Source organism: Haliovirga abyssi, from assembly GCF_030295325.1.
In the GTDB taxonomy this organism is placed as follows: Bacteria; Fusobacteriota; Fusobacteriia; order Fusobacteriales; family Haliovirgaceae; genus Haliovirga; species Haliovirga abyssi.
Genome location: NZ_AP027059.1, coordinates 639,308 through 663,673 on the forward strand (window position 1 = coordinate 639,308; position 24,366 = coordinate 663,673).

The 24,366-nt window shown below is 25.6% G+C and carries 22 protein-coding genes; 21 read left to right on the forward strand and 1 reads right to left on the reverse strand.

The genetic code is table 11. The annotated features are described in order from the left end of the window. Window positions 1-3 precede the first annotated feature (3 nt). Together RDY08_RS02805 and yiaY are read left to right on the forward strand one after the other, a co-directional pair. The gene (locus RDY08_RS02805) at window positions 4-213 is read left to right on the forward strand and encodes a hypothetical protein (protein ID WP_307904906.1); all 210 of its coding nucleotides are present in this window, start codon (window positions 4-6) and stop codon (window positions 211-213) included. A 512-nt stretch (window positions 214-725) separates the two neighbouring features. After that, on the forward strand, window positions 726-1,874 hold the full coding sequence (gene yiaY, locus RDY08_RS02810) for an L-threonine dehydrogenase (protein ID WP_443673221.1): 1,149 nt from the start codon (window positions 726-728) through the stop codon (window positions 1,872-1,874). Window positions 1,875-1,986: 112 nt separating this feature from the next. Here the strand turns inward: yiaY and hydF are convergent, their stop codons facing one another. Continuing rightward, a complete protein-coding gene (gene hydF / locus RDY08_RS02815; protein WP_307904907.1) occupies window positions 1,987-3,216 on the reverse strand; it encodes a [FeFe] hydrogenase H-cluster maturation GTPase HydF in 1,230 nt (409 codons plus the stop codon). A 136-nt stretch (window positions 3,217-3,352) separates the two neighbouring features. Here hydF and RDY08_RS02820 point away from each other — a divergent pair, with 136 nt between their 5' ends. From RDY08_RS02820 to RDY08_RS02910, 19 genes are all read left to right on the forward strand, one after another. Continuing rightward, the gene (locus RDY08_RS02820; protein ID WP_307904908.1) at window positions 3,353-4,033 is read left to right on the forward strand and encodes an anaerobic ribonucleoside-triphosphate reductase activating protein; all 681 of its coding nucleotides are present in this window, start codon (window positions 3,353-3,355) and stop codon (window positions 4,031-4,033) included. Next, on the forward strand, window positions 4,014-5,084 hold the full coding sequence (hflX, locus tag RDY08_RS02825; RefSeq protein ID WP_307904909.1) for a GTPase HflX: 1,071 nt from the start codon (window positions 4,014-4,016) through the stop codon (window positions 5,082-5,084). The genes RDY08_RS02820 and hflX overlap by 20 nt, the downstream gene beginning before the upstream one ends. Window positions 5,085-5,088: 4 nt before the next feature. Next, the gene (locus RDY08_RS02830; RefSeq protein WP_307904910.1) at window positions 5,089-6,858 is read left to right on the forward strand and encodes a GGDEF domain-containing protein; all 1,770 of its coding nucleotides are present in this window, start codon (window positions 5,089-5,091) and stop codon (window positions 6,856-6,858) included. After that, window positions 6,855-7,778, forward strand: a complete 924-nt coding sequence (dusB, locus tag RDY08_RS02835; protein ID WP_307904911.1) for a tRNA dihydrouridine synthase DusB — start codon at window positions 6,855-6,857, stop codon at window positions 7,776-7,778. The genes RDY08_RS02830 and dusB overlap by 4 nt, the downstream gene beginning before the upstream one ends. 13 nt (window positions 7,779-7,791) lie before the next feature. Next, on the forward strand, window positions 7,792-8,058 hold the full coding sequence (locus RDY08_RS02840; RefSeq protein ID WP_307904912.1) for a hypothetical protein: 267 nt from the start codon (window positions 7,792-7,794) through the stop codon (window positions 8,056-8,058). 30 nt (window positions 8,059-8,088) lie between these two features. Further along, window positions 8,089-9,042, forward strand: a complete 954-nt coding sequence (gene mltG, locus RDY08_RS02845; RefSeq protein WP_307904913.1) for an endolytic transglycosylase MltG — start codon at window positions 8,089-8,091, stop codon at window positions 9,040-9,042. Then, complete coding sequence (locus RDY08_RS02850) at window positions 9,029-9,370, forward strand: STAS domain-containing protein (protein ID WP_307904914.1); 342 nt, start codon at window positions 9,029-9,031, stop codon at window positions 9,368-9,370. The genes mltG and RDY08_RS02850 overlap by 14 nt, the downstream gene beginning before the upstream one ends. A gap of 27 nt (window positions 9,371-9,397) precedes the next feature. Continuing rightward, window positions 9,398-10,243 (forward strand): CheR family methyltransferase, encoded by an 846-nt coding sequence (locus tag RDY08_RS02855; RefSeq protein ID WP_307904915.1) that lies wholly within the window; start codon window positions 9,398-9,400, stop codon window positions 10,241-10,243. Between the two features lie 110 nt (window positions 10,244-10,353). Beyond that, complete coding sequence (locus RDY08_RS02860; RefSeq protein ID WP_307904916.1) at window positions 10,354-11,355, forward strand: hypothetical protein; 1,002 nt, start codon at window positions 10,354-10,356, stop codon at window positions 11,353-11,355. A 151-nt stretch (window positions 11,356-11,506) separates the two neighbouring features. Next, a complete protein-coding gene (locus tag RDY08_RS02865) occupies window positions 11,507-13,225 on the forward strand; it encodes a B12-binding domain-containing radical SAM protein (RefSeq protein ID WP_307904917.1) in 1,719 nt (572 codons plus the stop codon). Beyond that, window positions 13,226-14,410, forward strand: a complete 1,185-nt coding sequence (locus RDY08_RS02870) for a SpoIID/LytB domain-containing protein (RefSeq protein WP_307904918.1) — start codon at window positions 13,226-13,228, stop codon at window positions 14,408-14,410. Window positions 14,411-14,423: 13 nt separating this feature from the next. Next, entirely contained in the window at window positions 14,424-15,662 is a 1,239-nt protein-coding gene (locus RDY08_RS02875; protein WP_307904919.1) for a glycosyltransferase family 4 protein, read from the forward strand. Beyond that, window positions 15,631-17,013: a tRNA lysidine(34) synthetase TilS gene (tilS, locus tag RDY08_RS02880; RefSeq protein ID WP_307904920.1), complete on the forward strand. Its 1,383-nt coding sequence runs from the start codon at window positions 15,631-15,633 to the stop codon at window positions 17,011-17,013. Before RDY08_RS02875 ends, tilS begins: the two co-directional genes overlap by 32 nt. Beyond that, window positions 17,014-19,077: an ATP-dependent zinc metalloprotease FtsH gene (gene ftsH / locus RDY08_RS02885; RefSeq protein ID WP_307904921.1), complete on the forward strand. Its 2,064-nt coding sequence runs from the start codon at window positions 17,014-17,016 to the stop codon at window positions 19,075-19,077. Next, complete coding sequence (gene folE / locus RDY08_RS02890; RefSeq protein WP_307904922.1) at window positions 19,070-19,636, forward strand: GTP cyclohydrolase I FolE; 567 nt, start codon at window positions 19,070-19,072, stop codon at window positions 19,634-19,636. Before ftsH ends, folE begins: the two co-directional genes overlap by 8 nt. 22 nt (window positions 19,637-19,658) lie before the next feature. Further along, window positions 19,659-20,762: an HD-GYP domain-containing protein gene (locus RDY08_RS02895; RefSeq protein WP_307904923.1), complete on the forward strand. Its 1,104-nt coding sequence runs from the start codon at window positions 19,659-19,661 to the stop codon at window positions 20,760-20,762. A 116-nt stretch (window positions 20,763-20,878) separates the two neighbouring features. Then, window positions 20,879-21,136, forward strand: a complete 258-nt coding sequence (gene rpsO / locus RDY08_RS02900; protein WP_307905439.1) for a 30S ribosomal protein S15 — start codon at window positions 20,879-20,881, stop codon at window positions 21,134-21,136. A 61-nt stretch (window positions 21,137-21,197) separates the two neighbouring features. Next, the gene (gene pnp, locus RDY08_RS02905) at window positions 21,198-23,306 is read left to right on the forward strand and encodes a polyribonucleotide nucleotidyltransferase (protein ID WP_307904924.1); all 2,109 of its coding nucleotides are present in this window, start codon (window positions 21,198-21,200) and stop codon (window positions 23,304-23,306) included. 202 nt (window positions 23,307-23,508) lie between these two features. Next, window positions 23,509-24,354: an Rpn family recombination-promoting nuclease/putative transposase gene (locus tag RDY08_RS02910; protein WP_307904925.1), complete on the forward strand. Its 846-nt coding sequence runs from the start codon at window positions 23,509-23,511 to the stop codon at window positions 24,352-24,354. The last annotated feature ends 12 nt before the right edge of the window (window positions 24,355-24,366 follow it).

Here is a 24,366-nt window from a genome sequence, read left to right on the forward strand (position 1 = left end):
TTCATGAATATTGATAAAAATTTGCAAGAAAAAATTTTGAAAATATTAGAAAAACATGATAATTATATATCAACTAAAATTTTATATGAAGAGATACCTGATTTAGATGAAAAAAAGCTTAATGGTAATATAGTTTTTTTAGAAAAAGAGGATAAAATTTGCGTTAAGGTTGGAGTAGATAATAAAAACTTTAAAGTTAAGATGAAAAGATAGGTTTAGAAAATATGTATAATATAAAGGAAGTCCTCTGATTTAGAGGACTTCTTTTTTGTTTTATGATAAAATTAAAAGAAAGAATTATGTTATTTTTCAAGGTGAAATTATTTCAATAAAATAAATTTAATCTGAGTTTTATATAATTTTGTAATAATCCATAAAATTTAAAAAATTTTTTTCAAATTGGATTTAATTAAAAGAGTGAATGAAAAATTAGGACAAAGTAGTAGAAAAAATAGACATCAAAATATTATAAAATAGAAATAATAAAAGAAGAAGATGGCAGAAATGCAATAGACATAAAAAGGACAGTATCTGATATAATATTCTAAATATATCTTATTGACAAATATGAAACAGAAATTAAAACTCATCTAAAAATGTGAAGCGGTTATCTTTTTTATTGACAAACATATATATAAGTTGTATAATAAAAATTGTGAAAGTTAAAACTATCACAATAAAATTTTCTTTTATAGAAAATTAACAAAATAAGGGAGGATTATATTATGTCATTTATGTTTTTTATGCCACCAATGAGTCTTATGGGTGGAGGATGTTTAGAAGATGCAGGGAAAGAGGTTAAAAAATTAGGGTTAAAAAAAGCATTAGTAGTTACAGATAAGGTATTAGTTAAAATTAATTTAGTTGATAATCTTACAAAAGTATTAGAAAAAAATGGGATAGAATTTGTTATATATGATGAAACAAAACCGAATCCTACAGTTACAAATGTAAATAATGGATTAAAAATATTAAAAGATAATAATTGTGATTTTGTTATCTCATTTGGTGGAGGATCGCCTCACGATTGTGCAAAAGGTATTGCTTTATTAGCTACAAATGGAGGAGATATTAAAGATTATGAAGGTGTAAACAGATCAGCAAAACCGCAATTACCGTTAGTTGCAGTAAATACAACAGCTGGAACAGCTTCTGAAATGACTATTTTTTCAATAATAACAAATGAAGATACACATGTAAAAATGGCGTTAGTAGATAAACATATGACTCCAATTATAGCAGTAAATGATCCTAATTTAATGGAGGCTATGCCAAAAGGATTAACAGCTGCAACAGGTATGGATGCATTGACTCATGCGATAGAAGCTTATGTATCAACAGCTGCTACTCCAATAACAGATGCTTGTGCGATTCAAGCTATAAAATTAATTGTGAAAAATTTAAAAAACGCTGTAGATAATGGAAAAGATAAAGAAGCTAGAGATAAAATGGCATATGCTGAATATTTAGCAGGAATGGCTTTTAATAATGCAAGTTTAGGGTATGTTCATGCAATGGCACATCAATTAGGTGGTTTTTATGATTTACCGCACGGAGTATGTAATGCAATATTATTACCACATGTAGAGGAATATAATTCTCAAGTAGTTTCTGGAAAATTATCAGAAATAGCAGGTTTTATGGGGGAAGATACTAAAGGATTATCTGAGAAAGAGGGAGCAAAAAAAGCAATAGAAGCTATAAAAAAATTATCGAAATCTGTAAATATTCCAAAAGGGCTAGCTGAGTTAGACGTAAAAGAAAAAGATTTTAAAGTGTTAGCAGAAAATGCTTTAAAAGATGCATGTGGATTAACAAATCCTAAACAACCAACTTTAGAGGATGTAATTGAAATATTTAAAAGATCTATGTAGTGAAAAGATTAGATTGTAAAAAGATAGAAATATAATAAAGGAAGTCCTCTGATTTAGAGGACTTCTTTTTGTTTTATGATAAAAATATAAATTTAATTTAGGAAAAAAATCATTAATTTTCCAACCATTCATAATAAACTTCAGGGAATGGTTTTAATGCCCTATCCAATATTCCATGTAAAAATACTATAGCAACTCCATAATTTATAATAGGTATTCCTTCTACTTCACTTGCTTCAATTCTACTTAACATCTCTTTTCTATTTAATACACAACCAGCACAATGAATTACAACTTTATATTCTTTAAGATTATCAGGATAATCTCTTCCAGAATAAAAATCAAAATGAACATCTGGCTCAATATTTTGTCTAATCCAACGTGGGATTTTTACACTTCCAATATCATCAGGTTGTTGATGATGTGTACAAGCTTCAGCAATTAAAATTTTATCACCTGGCTTCAAATCTCTTAAAGCTTTTGCTCCTTTGACAAGTTTAAATAGGTCACCTTTATATCTTGCAAATAAAATTGAAAATGATGTTAATAAAATATCGTTAGGAGTATCAGCAGAAACCTTCATAAAAGCTTGCGAGTCTGTGATTACTATTTTTGGTTTTTGTTTTAAATTAGATAATGCTAATCGCAATTCTCTTTCTTTTGTTATATGAACAATAGCATCATTATCTAATATATCTCTAATAGTTTGAACTTGTGGTAATATGAGTCGTCCTTTTGGCATTCCTGTATCAATAGGTATAACTAAAACTACAGTATCTCCTGGTTGAATTAAATCTCCAACAATAGAAGGTTGTTCAAAAGTTTTGGGCGAATATTTTATGATTACTTTTTTTAAATCTTCTATTCCAATTTTTTTTAAAGCACTTACTTTAATATATGGAACTTTTAATGATTTTATCTCATTTTCCAATTTTAAATTTAAATCATTTATATCAATTTTATTAATTACAATAATAAATGGAGTTTCAGATTTTTTTAATTTATCAATTACTTCATAATCAAAAGTTGTAATTCCATCATCACTAGAGATTACAATAAGAGCAATATCAGTTTTTTTTATGACATCTATACTTTTTTTTATTCTAAGTTCTCCAAGTTCACCTTCGTCATCAATTCCAGCAGTATCAATCAAAACAACAGGACCTATTGGAAGAATTTCCATAGCTTTATATACTGGGTCAGTTGTAGTTCCTGCAAAACCGGATACTATTGCAAGATTTTGATTTGTTATAGCATTTATAAGACTTGATTTACCAGCGTTTCTTTTCCCAAAGATAGCTATATGCAGTCTGTTAGCTGTAGGGGTTTTATTTAATGACATAATTAGAATCTCCTTTTTTTAATTTTTACAATAACAATATTTTATGATAAAATTTTATCATAAAACTAAAAAAAATAAAAGCTTAAATTGAAAAAGAGATATACATATGGTATAATAAATAAAATGGGAGGGAATTATGAAATTTGCAGGAATAATAAAAAGTTCTTTTGTTGATTATCCAAAAAAGGTTGTAGCAACTATATTTACTGGTGGATGTAATTTTAGATGTGAATATTGTCATAATGGAGTGTTAATAGAGCCAAAAGATGTTGATTTATATTTAACAGAAGATGAGATTATAAAATTTTTAAAAAAAAGAAAAAATGTTTTAGATGGATTATGTATTACAGGAGGAGAACCAACTCTTTGGAATGGAGAATTGGTAAATTTTATAAGAAAAATAAAATTAGAATTAGGAGAAAAATTTTTAATAAAAATAGATACTAATGGAAGTAATCCAAAATTTATATATGATAATAAAAAATTAATAGATTTTTTTGCGATGGATTTTAAATCATTAAACTATAATAAATTTTCAAAAATAAATTTGGATACAATTAAAGAAAGTTTAAAACAATTAGAGTCAACAAAAGATTATGAAGTTAGGATAACAATGTATCCTAATTATATAAAAGAAGAAGATTTTAATAAAATTGCAGAAATATTAAAAGATGTAAAAAAAATTGCAATACAACAATTTAATAATAAAGAAGTATATATGGATAAAAATATGGAGCCATATAAAAAAGAGGTTTTGTATAAATTAAAAACTGAAATTGAAAATAGGGGTGTATTAGTTGAAATACGAGGTGAATAGTAAAAAAGGAATATTAATATCATTAGAAAATAATTACTTAGATGAATTAGAAGAGTTAGTTAATAATATTGGAATAGAAGTTGTGGAAAGAGCTGTTCAAATTAGAAAAAAACCAGATCCAAAATATTATGTTGGAAAAGGTAAAATAGAAGAAATATTGAATATAATAGAAGAAAATGAGATTGAATTTGCAATTTTTGATGATGAGATTAGAACTATTCAGAGAAAAAATATAAAAAATAAGTTAGGAATAACTATATTAGATAGAACAGATGTTATTTTAAATATTTTTTCAAAAAATGCTCAGACAAAAGAGGCTAAATTACAAATAGAGTTAGCAAAATTAAAGTATAAATTACCTGAAATCGTTGGATTAGGAAAAGCAATGTCTAGACTTGGTGGTGGAATAGGGACTAGAGGTCCAGGAGAAAAAGAAAAAGAGTATAAAAAAAGAGCAATATTAGATAAAATAAAAAAAATTGAAGATGAACTAAAAAAGATTCAAAGAACTAGAGGAGAACAAAGTAAAAATAGAAAAAGACGAAAAGCAAAACAAGTGATTCTTGTTGGATATACAAATGCAGGGAAATCAACATTAATGAATAATTTAACAGGTGCTGATGTTACATCTGAAGATAGATTATTTGTGACATTAGATACTAAGATGAAGAAAATTTATGCACTTAGAGAAAAAAATATAGTATTAGGAGATACAGTAGGATTTATAAGAAAATTACCTCATGTATTAGTTGCTTCATTTAAATCAACATTAGAAGTTGTGAAAGAAGCTGATATTTTATTAAAAATAATAGATATTTCAAAAGAAGCTTTTGAAGAAGATATAAAGGTAATAGATGAAGTGTTAGAAGAAATTGGGGATAGTGATATAAAGAATATATATGTATTTAATAAAGTTGATTTATATGCAAATTATGAAAATGAAATAAAAAAACTAGAAGAAAAATATAAAAATGTAGCATTTATATCAGCGCAAAATAATATAAACATTGAAGAACTTTTAGAAAAATTAGTGATAGAACTAAGGGGATGATAATATGTTTAATAAAATAAGTCAAAAGTTAATATTGTTAGCTCTTGGGCCAGTGATATTCTTTTCATTAATTTTATTTGTTCTTATTAATTTCATTTTTGTTAATACTATAGAAAAAAATTTCAAGCAGAAATTAAATGATTCATCAATTTATGTGAATCAAACAATTAATGGAATAATAGAAAGAGAGACAAGTAAAGTTTCAATATTAGCAAGAGAAACAGAATTAAATATACTTATAAAGGAAGGATATAAAAAAACAGGGATTCCTTATAAAATTTATAAAACAAAAAATGGAGTTCCATATGTAAAATTCAAAAAAGTAAAAACAAAATTTGATTATCTAGTTTCTTTGACATATTGGAAAGAAGCTATGTATAATCAAGCTAATAATAGATATAGAGGGCTTGAATTATTTAATGAAGATGGGAAAATAATTGGAAGAAGTTCTGGAAAAAAGAAAATGTTAAAAACGAAAGATTATGATAATATGGTTATGGCAGTTTTGAATAAAAATACAGTTTTTAAAAGGAAAAAAATTGTAAGTAGAATAGAAGTAAATGAAGGGCTTTTATATTTAAAAATATTTGTCCCTGTGCCAACTGATTCTAATAATCCATATGGTGGTATTATATTAAGCTATCCATTAGATAGAGATGCGTTATTAGAGATAAAGGGAAAAACAGAAAGTGAATTAAAATTTTTAGATGAAGATTTTAATAGTAAATATAGTACTATATTATTTAAATCAAATAATGAAATATTAAATTATAAAGACTATAAAGAACTTATAAAAAAAGGTATACCATTTAAAATAAAAAATAGAGGGGAATATGCAATAGCAATACCATTTACAAATGTAAAAGATAAAAATATTGGTTATATATTAATTATAAAAAGAATTAAAGAACTACAAGAGTTAGAAGATAAATTTCAAAATATAATTATAATTGTATCTATAATATTAATAATTTTAATATCTTTTGTTATATTATTAGAAGCACATAAAATAATAGAACAAATTAATAAATTGGTATTAGGAATAGAGAATATAGAAAATGAAGAATATGAAGTTATTGAAGATGGTGAATTTGATATTTATGAATTTGAACTTCTTAGGAAAAAATATAATGCAATGATTCTAAATTTAAAAAGGAATATAGAAGGGATTAATTATAGAGATGAAGCACTAACAAGGATGAATGAAGAGTTAATGATGGTAATAAAGGAAAAAGAAAAAGCATATAAAATGTCTATTAGAGATGGATTAACAAAACTATATAATCACAAATATTTTCAAGAAAAACTTTTAGAAGAGATAAAAAAATCCAAAAGATATGGTGCAAGTTTATCTTTAATAATGTTAGATATAGATTATTTCAAAAAATTCAACGATGATTATGGACATCAAGTAGGAGATAAAGTTTTGATTAATTTATCCAAAGTATTAAGAGACACAATTAGAGAATATGATATAGCTGCTAGATATGGTGGCGAGGAATTTATGGTTATTTTACCAAATACTGACCAAATTGGGGTAAGAGTATTAGCCGAAAGAGTAAGGCAGGTGGTAGAAAAGACGAAAGTTGAAAATTTAAAAGTGACCATTAGTTTAGGAATAACTACATTTCCAGTAGGATGTAAAGAGATAAAAGAGAATGAAGATCCAGTGAAAATTAGAGATATAATGATAAAACAAGTTGATGAAGCATTATATAAATCAAAAGAAAAAGGAAGAAATAGAGTTACAGAATATATTGGAGGGGAAAGTTGAAAATATTTATAGCACCAATAGCGGGAGTTACTGATTATACATATAGAAAAATATTAAAAGAATTTAATCCAGATATGATGTTTACTGAAATGATAAGCACAAATGCTATTACTAGAGAAAATAAAAAAACTTTAGGAATGTTAAAAAGATTACCAGGTGATTCAGTTCAACTATTTGGAAAAGATATTGATATAATGGTAAAAGCAGCAAAATTTATAGAAAGTATAGGAGTGAAACATATTGATATAAATATGGGATGTCCTGTAACAAAAGTTGTGAAAAATGGATATGGTTCAGCAATGTTAGGAGATCCTGATTTAATAGAAAAACTTTTAATAAAATTAAAAGAAAATGTAAATGTTAGTTTATCAATAAAAATTAGGATAGGGTATAAAAATTTTAAAAATCCCCTGTTAATTGCAAAAATAGCTGATAAATTAAACTTAGAATTTATTACAATACATGGAAGAACAAGAGAACAGATGTATTCAGGTGTTGCCAATTGGGATATTATAAAAGAGATAAAAGAAAATGTATCTATTCCAGTAATAGGAAATGGTGATATATTTACAGCAGAAGATGCTTGGGAAAAAGCAAAATATTCAAATGTAGATGGAATTATGTTAGCTAGAGGGATCTTTGGAAATCCTTGGTTAATAAAACAGATAAGAGAGAGATTTGAATTTGGAAAAGTTATAACAATACCAAGTGAAAGAGAAAAAATAGAAATGGCGTTATTACATTTAAAAATGTCAATAGAAGATAAAGGAGAAAAAAGAGGTATATTTGAATCGAGAAAACATATATGTTGGTATATAAAAGGGTTAAAGAATGGGACAAATATAAAAAATATAATAAATAAAATAGAAAACTATGAAGAGGTAGTGGAAATATTAAAAAAATATGAATCAACATTCTAAGGAGGAACTGTATATGAAAAAGTTTGATGAAATATTAAAAGATAAAAAATTTCCATGTAAAATATCAAAAGAGGATGGAGGAATATTAAAAAAACAATTTGAATTAGATAAAAAATCATTAAATAATCCCAAAGATAAAACTGATATTGAATATATTTATTATAAAGAGTATAATAAAAGAAAATATGTTTTAATAGAAGAATATATGTTTAGAGATGGAGAAACGGTTTTGGAGGTAGAAAGAGCTATAGATGTAAATTATTTTTTAAATGTTCTGTAAGTATTACAAATAAAAAAAGAAGAGGTATAAATGAAGAAAGTTTTAATTATAATTTTTATTTTTTCTATTACTTTAGTAAGCACAGCGTTATATTTTTACAATTATATATATAATAATCCGATTAGTATAAAAAAAGTTTTAGAGATAAAAAAAGGAGAAACTGTAAATGAAATTTTAAATAAAATTGGGGGATTAAATAAAAATATTATAAAATTATATTTAAAGATTACAGGACTTGATAGTGAAATAAAAACTGGGCACTATACATTTAAAGGAAATAAAATAACTATAGATAAATTAATAAAAAAATTTGTGTCTGGGGAAGTGTCTGTAGTTAGGGTATCTATTCCAGAAGGATATACAGTTAATCAAATAGTAAATTTATTAGAAAAAAATAATTTGATAAAAAAAGATGATTTTTATAAGAAATTAAATGAAATGAAAAATGTAGGATTATTTACCAAAACTAATGATTATGAGGGATATTTTTTTCCAGATACATATTATTTTTATTTGGGAGAGTCAAGCACAGAGATTATAGAACAATTTTTTAATAGATTTAAAGAAAAAACATCAAATTATAGGAATATGTTTACAAAAAAAGAGTTTTATAATAAATTAATTTTAGCATCTATTATAGAAAAAGAAGCATATTATAATAAAGAAAAGCCTATAATGGCATCTGTATTTTATAATAGATTAAAAATAAATATGAAATTACAGTCTTGTGCTACTGTAGAATTTTTATATAATTATAAGAAAAAAAAATTATATTATAAAGATTTGAAAATAAAATCAAAATATAATACATATTTATATAATGGATTACCTTATGGAGCGATATCAAATCCAGGGATTAAATCAATAGAAGCTGCAATATTTCCTAAAGAAACTAGTTATTATTATTTTAGATTAGGAGAGGAAAGACATCATATTTTTTCCGAAAAATTTTATAGAAGGGGGAGTTTTAATGGAAACAATTGATATAGTGAAAGAAAAAGGGGATATACTTTTTATAAAGCTGACAGATAGTATAGTAATAAATAATATTGAACTATTTGAAAGAGAAGTTTATAGTATATTAAGTGATAAAAAATTTAATATAATTGTAGATATATCAAAATCAGAATTTATTATAAGTCAAGGATTAGGAATATTAATTAAACTTAATAAAAAATGTAAAGATAATGGAGGGAAAATTGTTATTATGAATCCAAATGATAGATTAAAAAGAATTTTAAAAGTTGTTCATATGGATAAAATAATAGATGTAGAATTTAATGAAGAAAATGCTATAAAGAAAATGCTATAAAAAATAAATGGATGAGGAGAGTAAATAATGGATAACTTATATAAGAAAGAATTAACTGAAGAGGAATTTAAAAAATTTAGAGATTATATATATAAAAAAAGTGGTATAAATTATACTATAAATAAAAAAATAATTTTACAAAATAGGATTAGACGAAGATTGAGAGATTTAGGATTAAATTCATATTTAGAATATTTTAATTTAATAAAAAATAAACCTATAGACTCGCCAGAAATGATAAAATTTTTTGATGAAGTTACAACTAATGAAACATCTTTTTTTAGACATGAAAGACAGTTTGTAGCTTTAAAATCTATGATTATTCCGGAACTATTAGAAATAAAGAGAAATAAGGACCTTAATGTATGGAGTGCCGCAGCATCAATGGGAAAGGAAGCTTATACAATTTCAATGGTATTAAAAGAAACTGTTGGATTACATAATTATAAAATGAAAATATTAGGAACAGATTTGAATAATAAAGTGTTGAATATGGCAAAACTTGGAGAATATGATATAAAAGATGGAAAAGATATTCCAAGAGAATATGAAAAATATGTGATTAGAGATAAAGAAAATGGAATATTAAAAATAAAAGAAGATTTAAAAAAAATGATAGAATTTAAGAGATTTAATTTGAAAGAAAGTTATTCTTTCTTTCCTAAAATGGATGTTATATTTTGTAGAAATGTGTTTATTTATTTTGAGAAAAAAACTCAAAAAGAGATGGTGGATAAATTTTATGATAGACTTATTCCAGGCGGATTTTTTATATTAGGGCATTCAGAAACTTTAAATGGCGTATCAGATAAATTTATATATAGAAAATTTAATGGAGAAAATTTAATGATATATCAAAAACCATTAAAATAATAAATTAAAACTTGAAAAATAAGTTTATATAAATTAATTCTAGGAATAGATTATTTATTGAAGAACGTTATTTTTAAATTGTTTCTAAATAAAAAAGTATGGAGGTAATAATGTTTAAAAAATGTAAGTATATATTTTTTATAGTTATAATGTTATCAAATATATCATATGCAAAAGAACTTCCTATAGATAAAGAAAATTATCTATTTAGAAATGTAAGCGTCGAAGATATTGGAATGGGTTATACCTCAATTGCAAACAAAATATTGGATGGATTAACAGTAAATCCTGCTTCAGTATATTTTTTGAAAAATAGTTATTTTACAATAGGATATAGTTATGCAGCACCTAAAAATATATATTATTATCAGAGTGTAAATGATATTATTACGAAATCAGACATTAATTATATCTCATTAACTTCAGATAAAGGTGGAATGTATTGGAAAAAATATTCGGATGAAAAGGAGTTATCTTTAAAACATAAATATAATTTTAATATAAATGAAATAGGATTATCTATTACTCAAAAAAGTACCACTACAAAAGGATTAAGTAGCGGTCTTACATTAAAAATTTATGAAGGCGGAATTCTAGAAGGAAGAACAGATAATGGAATTGATTTGACAGTAGATAAAGGATTAGGATATGGAATTGATTTAGGGTTTTTATTAAAAAGAAATTTTGTGTATGCAGGAGTGGTATGGGAAAATATATTAGGAAAAATATATTGGAAAAAATATGATGACGTATTAGTGAATGGCCGAATAAGAGGAGGAATAGGAGTAAATTTTGGATTTGTGAAATATGGATTAAGCTTTGATAAGGTATTATTGGATACTGTTAGTATTAAATATGGACAAGGAATAGAAATGTTAGTTTTGAATTTTCCAAAAGAATATTCTAATTTTATGTTAAAAGGATTAACAGCGAAATTTAGAGCTGGAAATTATGGTGAAAATTTATTTACAAATTCAAAAATTAATACTTATGGTTTAGAAATAGGGAATAATAAATATATATTAAATTTTGGAGTGGCTTCAGAGAAGATAAATCCTTTTGAAGATCAGAATATGATTTTAAAAAGCTCAATTAGTTATAAACTTAAATAATAAAAATAAGCAGGATCTTTTCCTGCTTATTTTTATTATTTAATCTATCTAATTTTATAAACCACAAAATAGAGAAACTTAATGAGCCTCTTTTTTTATTGAAGAATATATTGATATATGATATAATTTAATAATAAAAAATGGAGGTAAAATGAAAAAAATATTATTTGTTGGAATTAATTCTAAATTTATTCATACTAATTTAGCTTTAAGATATATAATTAAATATGCTGAAAAAAATATAAAAGATGAGAAATATAGTATGAAATTAGTAGAATATACTATAAATAATACAATTTATAGTATTATTAAAAATATATATAAAGAAAAAGCAGAAATTATTTTATTTTCAATGTATATATGGAATAGGGAATATACATTAAAAGTTATAAAAGAGGTAAAAAAAGTTTTACCAAATAGTAAAATTATATTAGGCGGACCAGAAGCAGCGTATGATGCAGTTGATATTATGAATGAGAATCAAGAGATAGATTTTATAATATTTGGAGAAGGTGAAAAAGTTGTATTGAATTTTTTGAAGGAAGATAATGCAAAGAGTATAAAAGGTATCTATTATAGAGAAAATGGTGTAATATTATCAAATAAACCAGAAAAATTAATAGAAAATTTAGATGATGTTCCTTTTCCTTATACAGAAGAAGAGATAAAAGAATTAATAGCAGAAAGAAAAATTATATATTATGAGTCTTCTAGAGGATGTCCGTTCAATTGTTCTTATTGTATGTCTTCTATAGAAAAAAGTGTTAGATTTTTCTCATTAGATAGAGTAAAAAAAGATCTGAAATTTTTTATAGAAAACAGTGTTAATTTAGTGAAATTTGTAGATAGAACATATAATCTTAAAAAAGATAGATATTTGGAAATTTGGAGATACATTGTAGATAATTATAAAGAGGGAATTAGATTTCATTTTGAAATAACTTTAGATCTTTTTGATGAGGAAGTTTTGGAGTTTTTAGAGACAGTTCCAAAAGGGCTTTTTCAATTTGAGATAGGTATTCAAACAATAAATAAGAAAACATTAAAAGCAATAAATAGGAAAAATGATTTAGAAAGAATAAGTAAAAATATATCACTTTTAAAAAAGAATATACATTTACATTTAGATCTAATAGCAGGGCTTCCTTATGAAGATTACAAAACATTTGGCAATTCTTTTAATTATGTATATGGATTAAACCCTGAAATGTTGCAATTAGGATTTCTTAAAATATTAAAAGGAACGCAAATTTCTACTGAAATAGAAAAATACGGGTATAAATATTTAAATTTTCAACCATATGAAGTGTTGGAAAATAAATTTATTTGTTATGGTGAGATAGTAAAATTAAAAAATATAGAAAAATTAGTAGATTTTTATTTTAATTCAAATGAATTTAATGTATCAGTTCCATTTATTATTAATAATTTTTATGATTCATCATTTGAATTTTATGAAGATTTTTCTGAATGGTGGGATAATAAAAAATATTTTGAAGTAGCTCATAAAAAAATAGCTGTATTTGATTTTTTATATGATTTTTATTTGGAAAAAGAGTTTGACAAATTGGATATGTTTAAAGATTATTTGAAATTTGATTATATAAAAATGGAAAAGCCTAGATTTTTTCATGAATGGTATAAGAAAAATGTAACGAAAAATGAATATGAAAATATAATTTCAAATAGTAAACTTAATATTGAATTTAAAAGTGTAAGAGAAAAATATAAAAAAACAGAGGTTGAAATTTTTAATTATGATATATTAAATGGTGAAAAGGATAATTATAGCAATAATAAAAATGGAAGTGAAAATATAAAAATTTTGTTTATTTATAAAAATAATGAAACAGAGATAAGGTGTGTATAGATGTTTTTTGAATTAATAAAACAAATAAGTAAAAAAAAATTAATCTTATTATTTATTTTAATAGGAAGTTTCAACTTGTTTTCTCAAGATTTATTAACAGAAAGTTTTGGGAAAAAGTTAAGAGTAGGAATAAAAAGGATTTCAAATAATGTAGTCTATATTAAAAGTTATAATGGAGAATTTAATATAGAATTAGAAAATGGTAAAATAATAAAAAAATCTGCTTTAAGATTAATAAGAAAAAATAAAAAAATATATTTCGAGAATAAAAGTATAGATATATTAAAAATAAGAAGAAGTAATGTGGTTACAATAATAGGCATTGGGAAATCAGAAGAGAAATACCATAAATATAGAGGAGATTTTGATTTCATTATATATAAGGGGAAAATATTGCCAATAAATATAATATTGGCAGAAGAGTATTTGTATAGTGTAGTCCCTTCTGAAATAGGAATTAATTTTCCAGATGAAGCTATTAAATCTCAAATCGTAGCTGCAAGAACTTATCTGTATTATGGTTTGAAAAATAAAAAATATGAAAAATTTGATTTATTAGATGGAACATCTTCGCAAATGTATTTAGGTTATGAAAGAGAAAATAGTAAAATAAATAATTTGATAAATCTTACTTCTCATGAAATTATGGTATATAAGGATAAAACTATAAATGCACTTTATTATGCAGATAGTGGAGGTTGGACAGCTAATAATGAAGATGTATGGAGTGGAGGGAAGCCAATTCCATATTTGAGAGCAGTGGATGACAAAGATAACTGTAAAAATTCTCCAAGGAGTAATTGGAGTTATAGAATAAGTAAAAAAAGAGTTTCAAAAATATTTGGATTTAATATAAATAAAATAAAAATTATAGATAAAAAAAATAGGAGAGTAAAAAAAGTTTTAATATATGGAAATAAAAAAAAGATAATTTCCGGCAATGAATTAAGAAGAAAATTAGGGTATACAAATGTATTTAGTACAGTTTTGAAAATTTTGGACACAGGAAGTTATTTTATATTTAAAGGACATGGGTCAGGACATGGTGTAGGAATGCCTCAATGGGGGGCTTATGGACTTGCTAAAAAGGGTTATGACTATAAAAAAATATTGAAATATTATTATACAGGAGTAAAAATAAAAAAGATTGAAAATTTTGATAAATATGTTATAATAAAAAAATAACGAGGTGAATTTTATGAGAATAGGTATTTTTACAGACACATATAAACCTAATATAAATGGAGTAGTGACATCTATAGAGATAAAAAAAAGAGAATTGGAGAAATTAGGACATAAAGTTTATATAATAGCACCTACAGAACCAAATTATGAAGAGATTGATCCAGATATTATAAGACTAAAATCTTTTAAATTGGTTTTTCAACCAGAATACCGTTTGACATATCCGCCCAAACTAGAAACGTTAAAACGAATAGAAGTATTAAATTTAGATATTATACATGCAGAAACTCCATTTTCGTTGGGGTTATTAGGTGCTTATATTGCAAAAAAAACAGGGAAACCGTTAGTACATACATATCATACTTTATTCCCTGAATATGTACATTATTTAAAGTTGCCTAAAACTGGAACAAAAAAAATGGCAGAATCAATAAGTGCCATCTATTGTAATGCTTGTAATTATATTATATCGCCATCAAATCAAGTAAAAGAAAAACTTTTAGAATATGGGGTGAAAAGAAATATATCAGTTATTCCAACAGGAATAGATGTGTGTAAATTTAAAAATAGTAAAAAAATAGGAATTAGAAAGAAGTTAAATATAAAAGAAGAGGAAAAAGTATTAATATTTGTTGGAAGATTAGGAGAAGAAAAAAATATAGATTTTTTATTGGATTCTTTGAAATTATTAAAAGAAAAAGATGATAATATTAAATTGATGTTGGTTGGAGATGGGCCATATAGAGAAAAATTAAAAAATAGATGTAAAGAGTTAAATATAGAAGAGAATGTGGTTTTTGCGGGATATGTACAAAGAGAAAATATAGCAGAATATTATAGAGAATCAGATATATTTGTATTTTCATCACTTACAGAAACACAAGGATTAGTTGTGTTAGAAGCAATGGCAACAGGAATTCCTGTAGTAGCAGTAAAAGCAAGTGGAGTAGAAGATATGGTAGAAAATGGTGTTTCTGGTTTTTTAACTTCATTAGATGAAAAAGAATTTGTAGAAAAAATAGATTTAATTCTAAATGATGAAGAATTATATAAAGAAATATCAAAAAAAAGTATGGAAGAAGCTGAAAAATTTACACCTGAAAACACATTTGCAAAAATGGCAGATATATATATAGAACTAAGTGAAAAAAGAAGAATGAAAATAATAAAAAAAGCATTAAAACTTAGAAGAAGTAGAGCAGCTAGAATTATAGCTAGATTTGGTAAAAGGAGGAGAAAAAATAAAAAATAAAGTTCTTTTAAATTTAAAAGAAAACAGTTTGATAAATAAAAAAGATAAAATTGTAATAGGAATATCAGGAGGAGCAGATTCTGTAGCTTTATTTCATTTGTTAATGGAATTAAAAGAAGAACTTCAAATAAATTTTATTTTTGCTCACGTTAATCATATGTTAAGAGGAACAGCTGATAGGGATCAGAGGTTTGTAGAGGAGTTAGGAAAAAAATATAATGTGCCTGTGTATGTATTAAAAAAAAATATAAAAAAATATGCTAAAGAAAATAAAATAGGTGGAGAAGAAGCAGGAAGAGAGATAAGATATAGTTTTTTTAAAGAAATATTAAATAAAACTGATGCAGATAAAATTGCACTTGCACATAATCTAAATGATGTAGTTGAAACTTTCATGTTTAGATTAATGAGAGGGACATCTTTAAATGGATTGTCATCTATCCCTATAAAAAGAGGTAAGTTTATAAGACCTATTTTAAATATAAGTAAAGAAAAAATTTATAACTATTTAAATGAAAAAGGTTATAAATATGTAACAGATGAGACAAATTTTCAAGATATATACACAAGAAATAAAATTAGGCTTAATTTAATACCATATATAAAAGAAAGTTTTAACGTAAAATTTGAAGAAAAAATTATTAAACTGGTTTCAGAAATAGATGAAACTAATAGATATTTTGAAGGAATTATTTCAAAAATAAATTTAGAGAATGAAATTTATATAAGCGAATTAAAAAAATATGATGAATTTATTCAAAGAAAAATTATAAATAAATTTTTATCTAATAAAGAAATAGAAATAAATAGTAATAAAATATATGAAATATTAAATATATTAAATAGCGGTGGTACATTGAAGTTAGATTTAACTAAAGAGTTTATATTAGTAAAAGAGTATGATATTATAAAAATTGTAAAAAGAAATAAAATTTTTAAGAATAACCTAAATGGTATTATAGAAAATTTAGAAAAAGAATTAAAAATAGGGGAGGAGATATTATATAAAAATAAACTTATAACAACTGAAGTAGTAGAAATTTCTAAAATGCAAAAAGATTCTGGAAAAAGAGTGGTATATTTAGATTATAATAAATTAAAAGATAAAGAAAAATTTGTTATAAGAAGTAGAAAAAATGGGGATTATTTTTATCCTAATGGAATGAATGGAAAGAAAAAATTAAAAAATTTTTTTATAGATATGAAAATTCCAAAAGATGAAAGAGATAATATTATAATTATATTAAATGAAAATGAGATAATATCTGTAGAAAATTTAAGATATAATAAAAAATATCAAATAACAGAAGAGACAAAATATGTAGTAATGTTAATAATAAGGGAGGTTTAAATGGAAAATAATAAAAATTTAAATGAAGAAAATTTAGAAGAAAAAAAAGGCATAAAAAAAGAAAAAGAAGAAAAAGATAGTTTAGAAGAGCAAAAAGAAAAAAAAGGTATAAATGAAGAAAAAGAGAGTGAAGAAGATAAAAAAGAAGATAAAAAAGAAGATAAAAAGAATATAAAAGATGAAATTGATTTCAATTTTTTAAATGATGTTAAAAATAAAAAGATAAATTTTAAAAATGTTGTATTACTTTTATTTTTAATTACAATAATTATATCGTTGCCAAGTTTATTTAGTAAAAATAATTTTAAGCAAGAAAAAATAGTTAGTTATACATCTTTTGAAAGCCTTATAAATAGTGGAGCAATAAAAGAGGTAGAAGAAAAAGGCTCGTATATATATGCTATGGTTCCTGGAATGGATAATAAAAATGAAACTATAAAAGCTAGGATGATAGGTTATAGATTAGCAGACGATAAACATTTAATGGACCAATTAATAAAAAATAAAGTTAAAATAAAATCAGACGAACCTGATAAAATGCCTTTTTGGGCAAATATTTTAATATCTTGGTTTCCAATGCTATTATTAATAGGAATATGGCTATATATGTTAAATCAAATGAATAAAGGACCTGGTGGTTCAGGAGGGCAAATATTTAATATTGGAAAATCAAAAGCTAAAGATAACAATGAAAATGGGCCTAAAGTTACATTCGAAGAGGTAGCTGGAGTAGATGAAGCAAAAGAAGAGTTGCAAGAAGTAGTTGAATTTTTAAAAGAGCCAAGTAAATTTTTGAAAATAGGAGCAAGAATACCAAAAGGTGTTTTATTATTAGGATCTCCTGGTACTGGAAAAACTCTTTTAGCAAAAGCTGTAGCAGGAGAAGCAGGAGTACCATTTTTTAGTATTTCAGGATCTGAATTTGTAGAAATGTTTGTTGGAGTTGGAGCTTCAAGAGTAAGGGATCTGTTTAATAAAGCAAGAAAAAATTCACCTTGTATAGTATTTATTGATGAGATAGATGCAGTAGCTAGACAAAGAGGAGCTGGGCTTGGTGGTGGAAATGATGAAAGAGAACAAACGTTGAATCAGCTATTAGTAGAAATGGATGGATTTGGAACTGATGAAAATATAATTATAATTGCAGCAACTAATAGGCCAGATGTACTTGATCCAGCTATTATGAGACCAGGAAGATTTGATAGACAAGTTGTAGTAGATAGACCAGATATAAAGGGAAGAGAAGAGATATTAGTAGTGCATTCAAAAGGGAAAAAATTTAACGCAGATGTAGATTTAAGTATAATTGCTAGAAAAACACCAGGATTTTCAGGGGCAGATTTGGCAAATGTATTAAATGAAGCAGCTATATTGTCAGCACGTCATAATAGCGAAACAATAATGATGGACGATGTGGAAGAAGCTGTAGAAAAAGTAATGGCTGGACCAGAAAGAAAAAGTAGAGTTATTAATGAAAAAGAAAAAAGGATAATTGCTTATCATGAATCAGGACATGCATTAGTTAGATGGTTACTACCGGATACTGATCCAGTGCATAAAATATCAATAGTTCCAAGAGGAGTTGGAGCATTAGGATATACAATGCATTTGCCTACAGAAGATAGATTTTTAGTAAGTAAATCAGAATTTTATAAAGAGATAAAAACTTTATTAGGTGGAAGAGCAGCAGAAGAAATTATATTTAAAGATATAACTTCTGGAGCTTCAAACGATATAGAAAGATCAACTGATATAGCTAGAAAAATGATAACTAAATATGGAATGAGTGAAAAGGTAGGTCCATTAACATTAGGTAAAACAGATGAACAACCTTTCTTAGGAAAAGAGATGGTAAAATCTGGTAATTATAGCGATGAAACAGCTAGAACAATAGATAAAGAAATTTTTGAAATAATTAATGGTTCATATGCTGTTGTAAAAAAAATGTTAACTGATAATATGGATAAATTAGATAAATTAGCAGAAACATTATTAGAAAAAGAGGTTGTTTCAGGTAAAGAGATGGAAGAATTATTTATTGAGGAGGTAGTAGTAAATGAATAGTAAATTTGATAAAGAAAAAATAGAAAAAGCAGTTAGAATGATTTTAGAAGCTGTAGGAGAAAACCCAGATAGAGAAGGGTTAGTAGATACACCAAAAAGAGTGGCAAGAATGTACGAAGAGATATTTGCAGGGATTCATAAAGATCCTGCAGATGAAGTTTCAGTATTTTTTACTGAAGAACATGATGAGATGGTTTTAGTAAAAGACATTGATATCTATTCTATGTGTGAACATCATCTGATACCATTTTTTGGAAAAGCTCATATAGCATATATTCCTAAGAATGGAAAAGTTACTGGACTTAGTAAACTAGCTAGAGTAGTAGATGTAGTTTCTAAAAGGCCTCAATTGCAAGAAAGATTAACAACTACAATAGCAGATGTATTAATGAAAAAACTTGATGCAGAAGGAGTAGTTGTAGTTATAGAAGCACAACATTTATGTATGGTAATGAGGGGAATAAAAAAAGCAGGTTCAAAAACTATAACATCAGCTGTAAGAGGAATATTTAAAGAGGATCAAGGTGCTAGAGCAGAGGCATTTGCATTAATAAGATAATAAAGTTTGTAAGGGGAATATTATGAAAAGGTTGGGGATAAAATATTTAAAAGAAGGAATGGAAATAGCAAGACCTATTTATAGAGCAGACGGAAGAATAGTATTAGGTGTAAATGTAGAATTAACCGAAGACTATATTTTAAGGCTGCCTACCCAAGGAATAACTTCTATATATGTAAAAGATGATAGAACTACTGATATAGAGGTAATAGATATTCTTTCAGATAATATGAGAACTTTAGCATTAACAGAAGCAAAAAAAATAAATGATAAATTATTAGAAATATACAATAAATCTAAAGATAAAAAAATAAATGAAAAAATAATGAAAAATGAGCTTGAAATTGTACATGAAAGATTAAATAAATTAGGGAAAGAGATGGTAGAGGATTTTATGAGAATAAGAAACCCTCTAATAAATCTTATTGATACAAGATTAAATGAAGATTATATATACGCTCATATGGTTAATGTAGCAGCAGTATCTATATTAATAGGAAGAGCTTTGGGGTATAATTTTGAAAAATTGGTTGATTTAGCAAAAGGGGCATTAATACATGATATTGGGATAATAATTGGAATTCCTTATGAAGTAAGAAATAAAAGTGGAAAATTAACAGAAGAAGAATTGGTTATGATGAAATTACATCCAAAAATAGGTTATGATTTTATAAGGAAAATGACAGGTATAAATATATTATCAGCTCATGTAGCTTATCAACATCATGAGAGGTATAATGGTCATGGTTATCCAAGAGGGTTAAGTGATGGGAATATAAGTGAATATGGATATGTAGCAGGGATTGCTGATGTTTATGATGCAATAACTAATAATAAAAGTTATAAATTGAGAGTTTTACCTGATAAAGCAAGAGAATTTTTTATGGTAGCTAGGGATAAATTTTTTCCGGCATATATTGTAGATTCTTTTTTAAATAAAGTACCAGCATATCCAAATGGAACAACTTTAATACTATCAGACGGCAGTGAAGCCGTGGTATTAAAACAGAATAAAGATAACTTATCAAGGCCTTGGGTAAGAATATTAAATAGTAATGGAAAAGATTGGGCAGATGTAAATTTGATAAATGAACTGAATATAGGTATAGAAAAAATATTGGATTAAATATTTACAAAAAATGGTAGTTATGATATAATATAGAAGAATTTAGTCTAAGTTTTGCGTTTGTCAGCGTATTACTTTGATTAGATAATAAAATCAGGAGGTATTTAGACATGGCAATGAGATCAAAAGAAGAAATAGTAAAAGAATTTGGGAAAAAAGAAGGAGATACAGGTTCTACAGAAGTACAAGTAGCTTTATTAACTGAGAGAGTAAAACATTTAACAGAACATTTGAAATCTCACAAAAAAGATTACCATTCAAGATTAGGTTTATTAAAATTAGTAGGAAAAAGAAGAAGATTATTAAACTATTTAAAATCAAAAGATATTGAAGGATATAGAGCACTTATCCAAAAATTAGGAATAAGAAAATAATTAAACGGGATTTTTATCCCGTTTTTTTTAAAGAGAAAGAAACGGAAAGGGAGGAAACTAAATGTTTAACGAAAAAATGGTAGAAATGGAATTAGCAGGAAGAAAATTAACATTTACTACTGGAAAAATGGCAAGACAAGCAGGAGGAGCAGTTATCCTTAGCTATGGAGAAACTGTATTATTAGCAACTGTTGTAGGGAAAAAGAAACCAAGAGAAGGGGCAGATTTTTTTCCATTAACAGTTAATTTTATAGAGAAAACATATTCTGCAGGTAAAATACCTGGAGGATTTTTCAAAAGAGAAGCAAGACCTTCAACAAATGCAACATTAACAGCAAGACTTATAGATAGACCAATAAGACCTTTATTTCCAGAAGGATTTAAAAATGAAGTACAAATAGATATAACAGTTTTATCATATGATGGAGAAAACACTACAGATTATCTTGGTATAATAGGTGCTTCAGCAGCACTTAGCATCTCAGATGTTCCATTTTTAGGACCAGTTGCAGGTGTTATAGTTGGTTATGTTGATGGAGAATATGTATTAAATCCATTGCCAGAACAATTAGAAAAAAGTGAAATAAACTTATCAGTGGCAGGAACTAAAGATGCAATTACAATGGTAGAATCTGGAGCAAAAGAAGTTTCAGAAGAGCTAATGTTAGGTGCAATTATGTTTGGACATGATGCTATAAAAACAATAGTAGCTATACAAGAAGAGTTTCAAAAATTGGCTGGGAAAGAAAAAATGGAATTTGAAGTAAAAGAGGTTCCAGTAGAGATTAAAGAGTTTGTAGACATAAATGGAAAAGAAAAATTAGAAAAAGCTGTTTTGGTTCATGGAAAATTAGAAAGAGAAGAAGCTGTAGACAGTTTAGAATTAGAATTAGAAGAGCTATTAGCTACAAAATATGAAGATGGTGAAATTCCAAAAGAGGATTTAAGTGAATTTAAAGGATATTTTCATGATTTAATGAAAAAAATGGTTAGAGATACTATTGTATATAAACATCACAGAGTTGATGGTAGAGCGATAGATGAAATCAGACCAATTAGTATAGATATAGATATATTACCAATTCCTCATGGAACAGCACTATTTACAAGAGGAGAAACTCAAGGATTGGTAATAACTACATTAGGAACAGCAGAAGATGAACAAATTATAGATGGACTTGATAAAGCAATTAGAAAACATTTTTATTTGCATTATAACTTCCCACCTTACAGTGTAGGTGAAACTGGATTTTTAAGAGGTCCTGGAAGAAGAGAATTAGGACATGGAGCTTTAGCAGAAAGAGCTTTAAGAGAGGTTATGCCTTCACAAGAAGAGTTCCCATATACAGTAAGAGTTGTATCTGAGATTTTAGAGTCAAATGGTTCTTCATCTATGGCAACAGTTTGTGGTGGTTCATTGTCGTTAATGGCAGCTGGAGTTCCAATAAAAAAACATGTTGCTGGAGTTGCAATGGGACTTATTAAACAAGGAGAAGATTTTGTTGTATTAACAGATATAATGGGATTAGAAGATCATATAGGGGATATGGATTTTAAAGTTACAGGAACTAGAAAAGGTATTACAGCTTTGCAAATGGATATAAAAATTACTGGAATAAGCAGAGAAATAATGGAGAAAGCATTAGAACAAGCTCTAAAAGGAAGATTATTTATATTAAATAAAATGGAAGCTGTAATTGATAAACCAAGAGTAGAATTTGCTCCAACTGTACCAAGATTAGCTACATTAACTATAGATAAAGAAAAAATTTCTGACTTAATTGGACCTGGTGGAAAAAATATTAAGGGAATAATAGAAAAAACAGAAGCAAAAATAGATATAAAAGATGATGGGAATGTTAGTATATTTGCTATTAATGAAGAAAAATTAAATGAAACATTAACTATGATAAAAGCATATACTCAAGATATTGAAGTAGGTGAAATATATACAGGAAAAGTTATCAAAATAATGAAATTTGGAGCTTTTGTAGAAGTATTACCTGGAAAAGAAGGGTTATTGCATGTATCAGAATTAGACCACAAAAGAGTTGCAAATGTAGAAGATGTATTAAAAGAAGGCGAAGAAGTTATGGTAAAAGTTATAGGAAAAGAAAAAGGTAAATTTAGTCTTAGTAGAAAAGCATTAATACCAAAAGAAGAAAAATAAAGGGAATTTATTCCCTTTTTTACTTACTAGGAAAGTATAAATTTGTCTAGAAAATAAGCTACGCTATTTTTTTGAAATATGCGATTTTTCAAAGCGAAATTTTTCAGAAGCCAAAAATTTTGAAAAACATTTATGTTCTACCAGATGAAGCGTAGCTTATTTTTTTACTTTAATGTTTTTTAAGAAAGGAGATTATAAAATTATGTGTAGAATAAATCCAAGAGTAGATTTCGTATTTAAAAAATTGTTTGGTTCGGAAGAGAATAAGGATTTATTGTTAGATTTTATAAATTCAGTAGTATCAGAAGATGATAGAGTAACAGAATTAGAACTAAAAAATCCATATAATGATAAGAATTTTAGAAATGATAAATTATCAATATTAGATATAAAAGCAGTAGATCAAAGAGGGCGTTGGTATAATATAGAGATGCAGATTATTGATCAAGAATATTTTGATAAGAGGGCTTTATATTATTGGGCTAGATTATATTCAGGTCAATTGTCAACAGGAATAAATTATGATAATTTAAAGAAAACAATAAGCATAAATATATTAAATTTTAAATGTTTAGATGAGGAAAATTATCATAATATTTATAAGATAATAAATATGGAAAGTAAAGAAGAGTTTATAGATCATCTAGAGATACATTTTATAGAGTTAGAAAAATATAACGAAAATTTTAGCACAATGTTAGATAGATGGGTAAATTTTCTGAAAAGAGCAGAAAAATATGAAGAAAATAAACTTCCAAAAGAATTAGCAGAAGTATCTACAATAAAAAAAGCAGTAGAGATATTAGAAGAGATGTCATTAAATAAGGATGAGCGAGAAAGTTATGAAGCTAGATTAAAATGGTTAAGAGATGAAGATGCAGCTTTAAAAAAAGCTGAAAAAAAAGGAAGAGAAAATGGGAAAGAAGAAGGAATAAAAGAAGGAATAGAAAAAATTGCTAGAGAAGCATTAAAAAATAAATTGGATTTAAAAACTATATCAAAAATAACAGGATTAAGTGAAGAAGATATTTTAAGATTAAAAAATTAGAGATACAAATCT

Bases quoted from the DNA above. Each gene is read 5' to 3' on its own strand.
- RDY08_RS02805 (WP_307904906.1), top strand. From the start codon at position 4: ATGAATATTGATAAAAATTTGCAAGAAAAAATTTTGAAAATATTAGAA.
- yiaY (WP_443673221.1), top strand. From the start codon at position 726: ATGTCATTTATGTTTTTTATGCCACCAATGAGTCTTATGGGTGGAGGA.
- hydF (WP_307904907.1), bottom strand. From the start codon at position 3,216: ATGTCATTAAATAAAACCCCTACAGCTAACAGACTGCATATAGCTATC.
- RDY08_RS02820 (WP_307904908.1), top strand. From the start codon at position 3,353: ATGAAATTTGCAGGAATAATAAAAAGTTCTTTTGTTGATTATCCAAAA.
- RDY08_RS02830 (WP_307904910.1), top strand. From the start codon at position 5,089: ATGTTTAATAAAATAAGTCAAAAGTTAATATTGTTAGCTCTTGGGCCA.
- RDY08_RS02840 (WP_307904912.1), top strand. From the start codon at position 7,792: ATGAAAAAGTTTGATGAAATATTAAAAGATAAAAAATTTCCATGTAAA.
- mltG (WP_307904913.1), top strand. From the start codon at position 8,089: ATGAAGAAAGTTTTAATTATAATTTTTATTTTTTCTATTACTTTAGTA.
- RDY08_RS02850 (WP_307904914.1), top strand. From the start codon at position 9,029: ATGGAAACAATTGATATAGTGAAAGAAAAAGGGGATATACTTTTTATA.
- RDY08_RS02855 (WP_307904915.1), top strand. From the start codon at position 9,398: ATGGATAACTTATATAAGAAAGAATTAACTGAAGAGGAATTTAAAAAA.
- RDY08_RS02860 (WP_307904916.1), top strand. From the start codon at position 10,354: ATGTTTAAAAAATGTAAGTATATATTTTTTATAGTTATAATGTTATCA.
- RDY08_RS02865 (WP_307904917.1), top strand. From the start codon at position 11,507: ATGAAAAAAATATTATTTGTTGGAATTAATTCTAAATTTATTCATACT.
- RDY08_RS02870 (WP_307904918.1), top strand. From the start codon at position 13,226: ATGTTTTTTGAATTAATAAAACAAATAAGTAAAAAAAAATTAATCTTA.
- RDY08_RS02875 (WP_307904919.1), top strand. From the start codon at position 14,424: ATGAGAATAGGTATTTTTACAGACACATATAAACCTAATATAAATGGA.
- ftsH (WP_307904921.1), top strand. From the start codon at position 17,014: ATGGAAAATAATAAAAATTTAAATGAAGAAAATTTAGAAGAAAAAAAA.
- folE (WP_307904922.1), top strand. From the start codon at position 19,070: ATGAATAGTAAATTTGATAAAGAAAAAATAGAAAAAGCAGTTAGAATG.
- RDY08_RS02895 (WP_307904923.1), top strand. From the start codon at position 19,659: ATGAAAAGGTTGGGGATAAAATATTTAAAAGAAGGAATGGAAATAGCA.
- rpsO (WP_307905439.1), top strand. From the start codon at position 20,879: ATGAGATCAAAAGAAGAAATAGTAAAAGAATTTGGGAAAAAAGAAGGA.
- pnp (WP_307904924.1), top strand. From the start codon at position 21,198: ATGTTTAACGAAAAAATGGTAGAAATGGAATTAGCAGGAAGAAAATTA.
- RDY08_RS02910 (WP_307904925.1), top strand. From the start codon at position 23,509: ATGTGTAGAATAAATCCAAGAGTAGATTTCGTATTTAAAAAATTGTTT.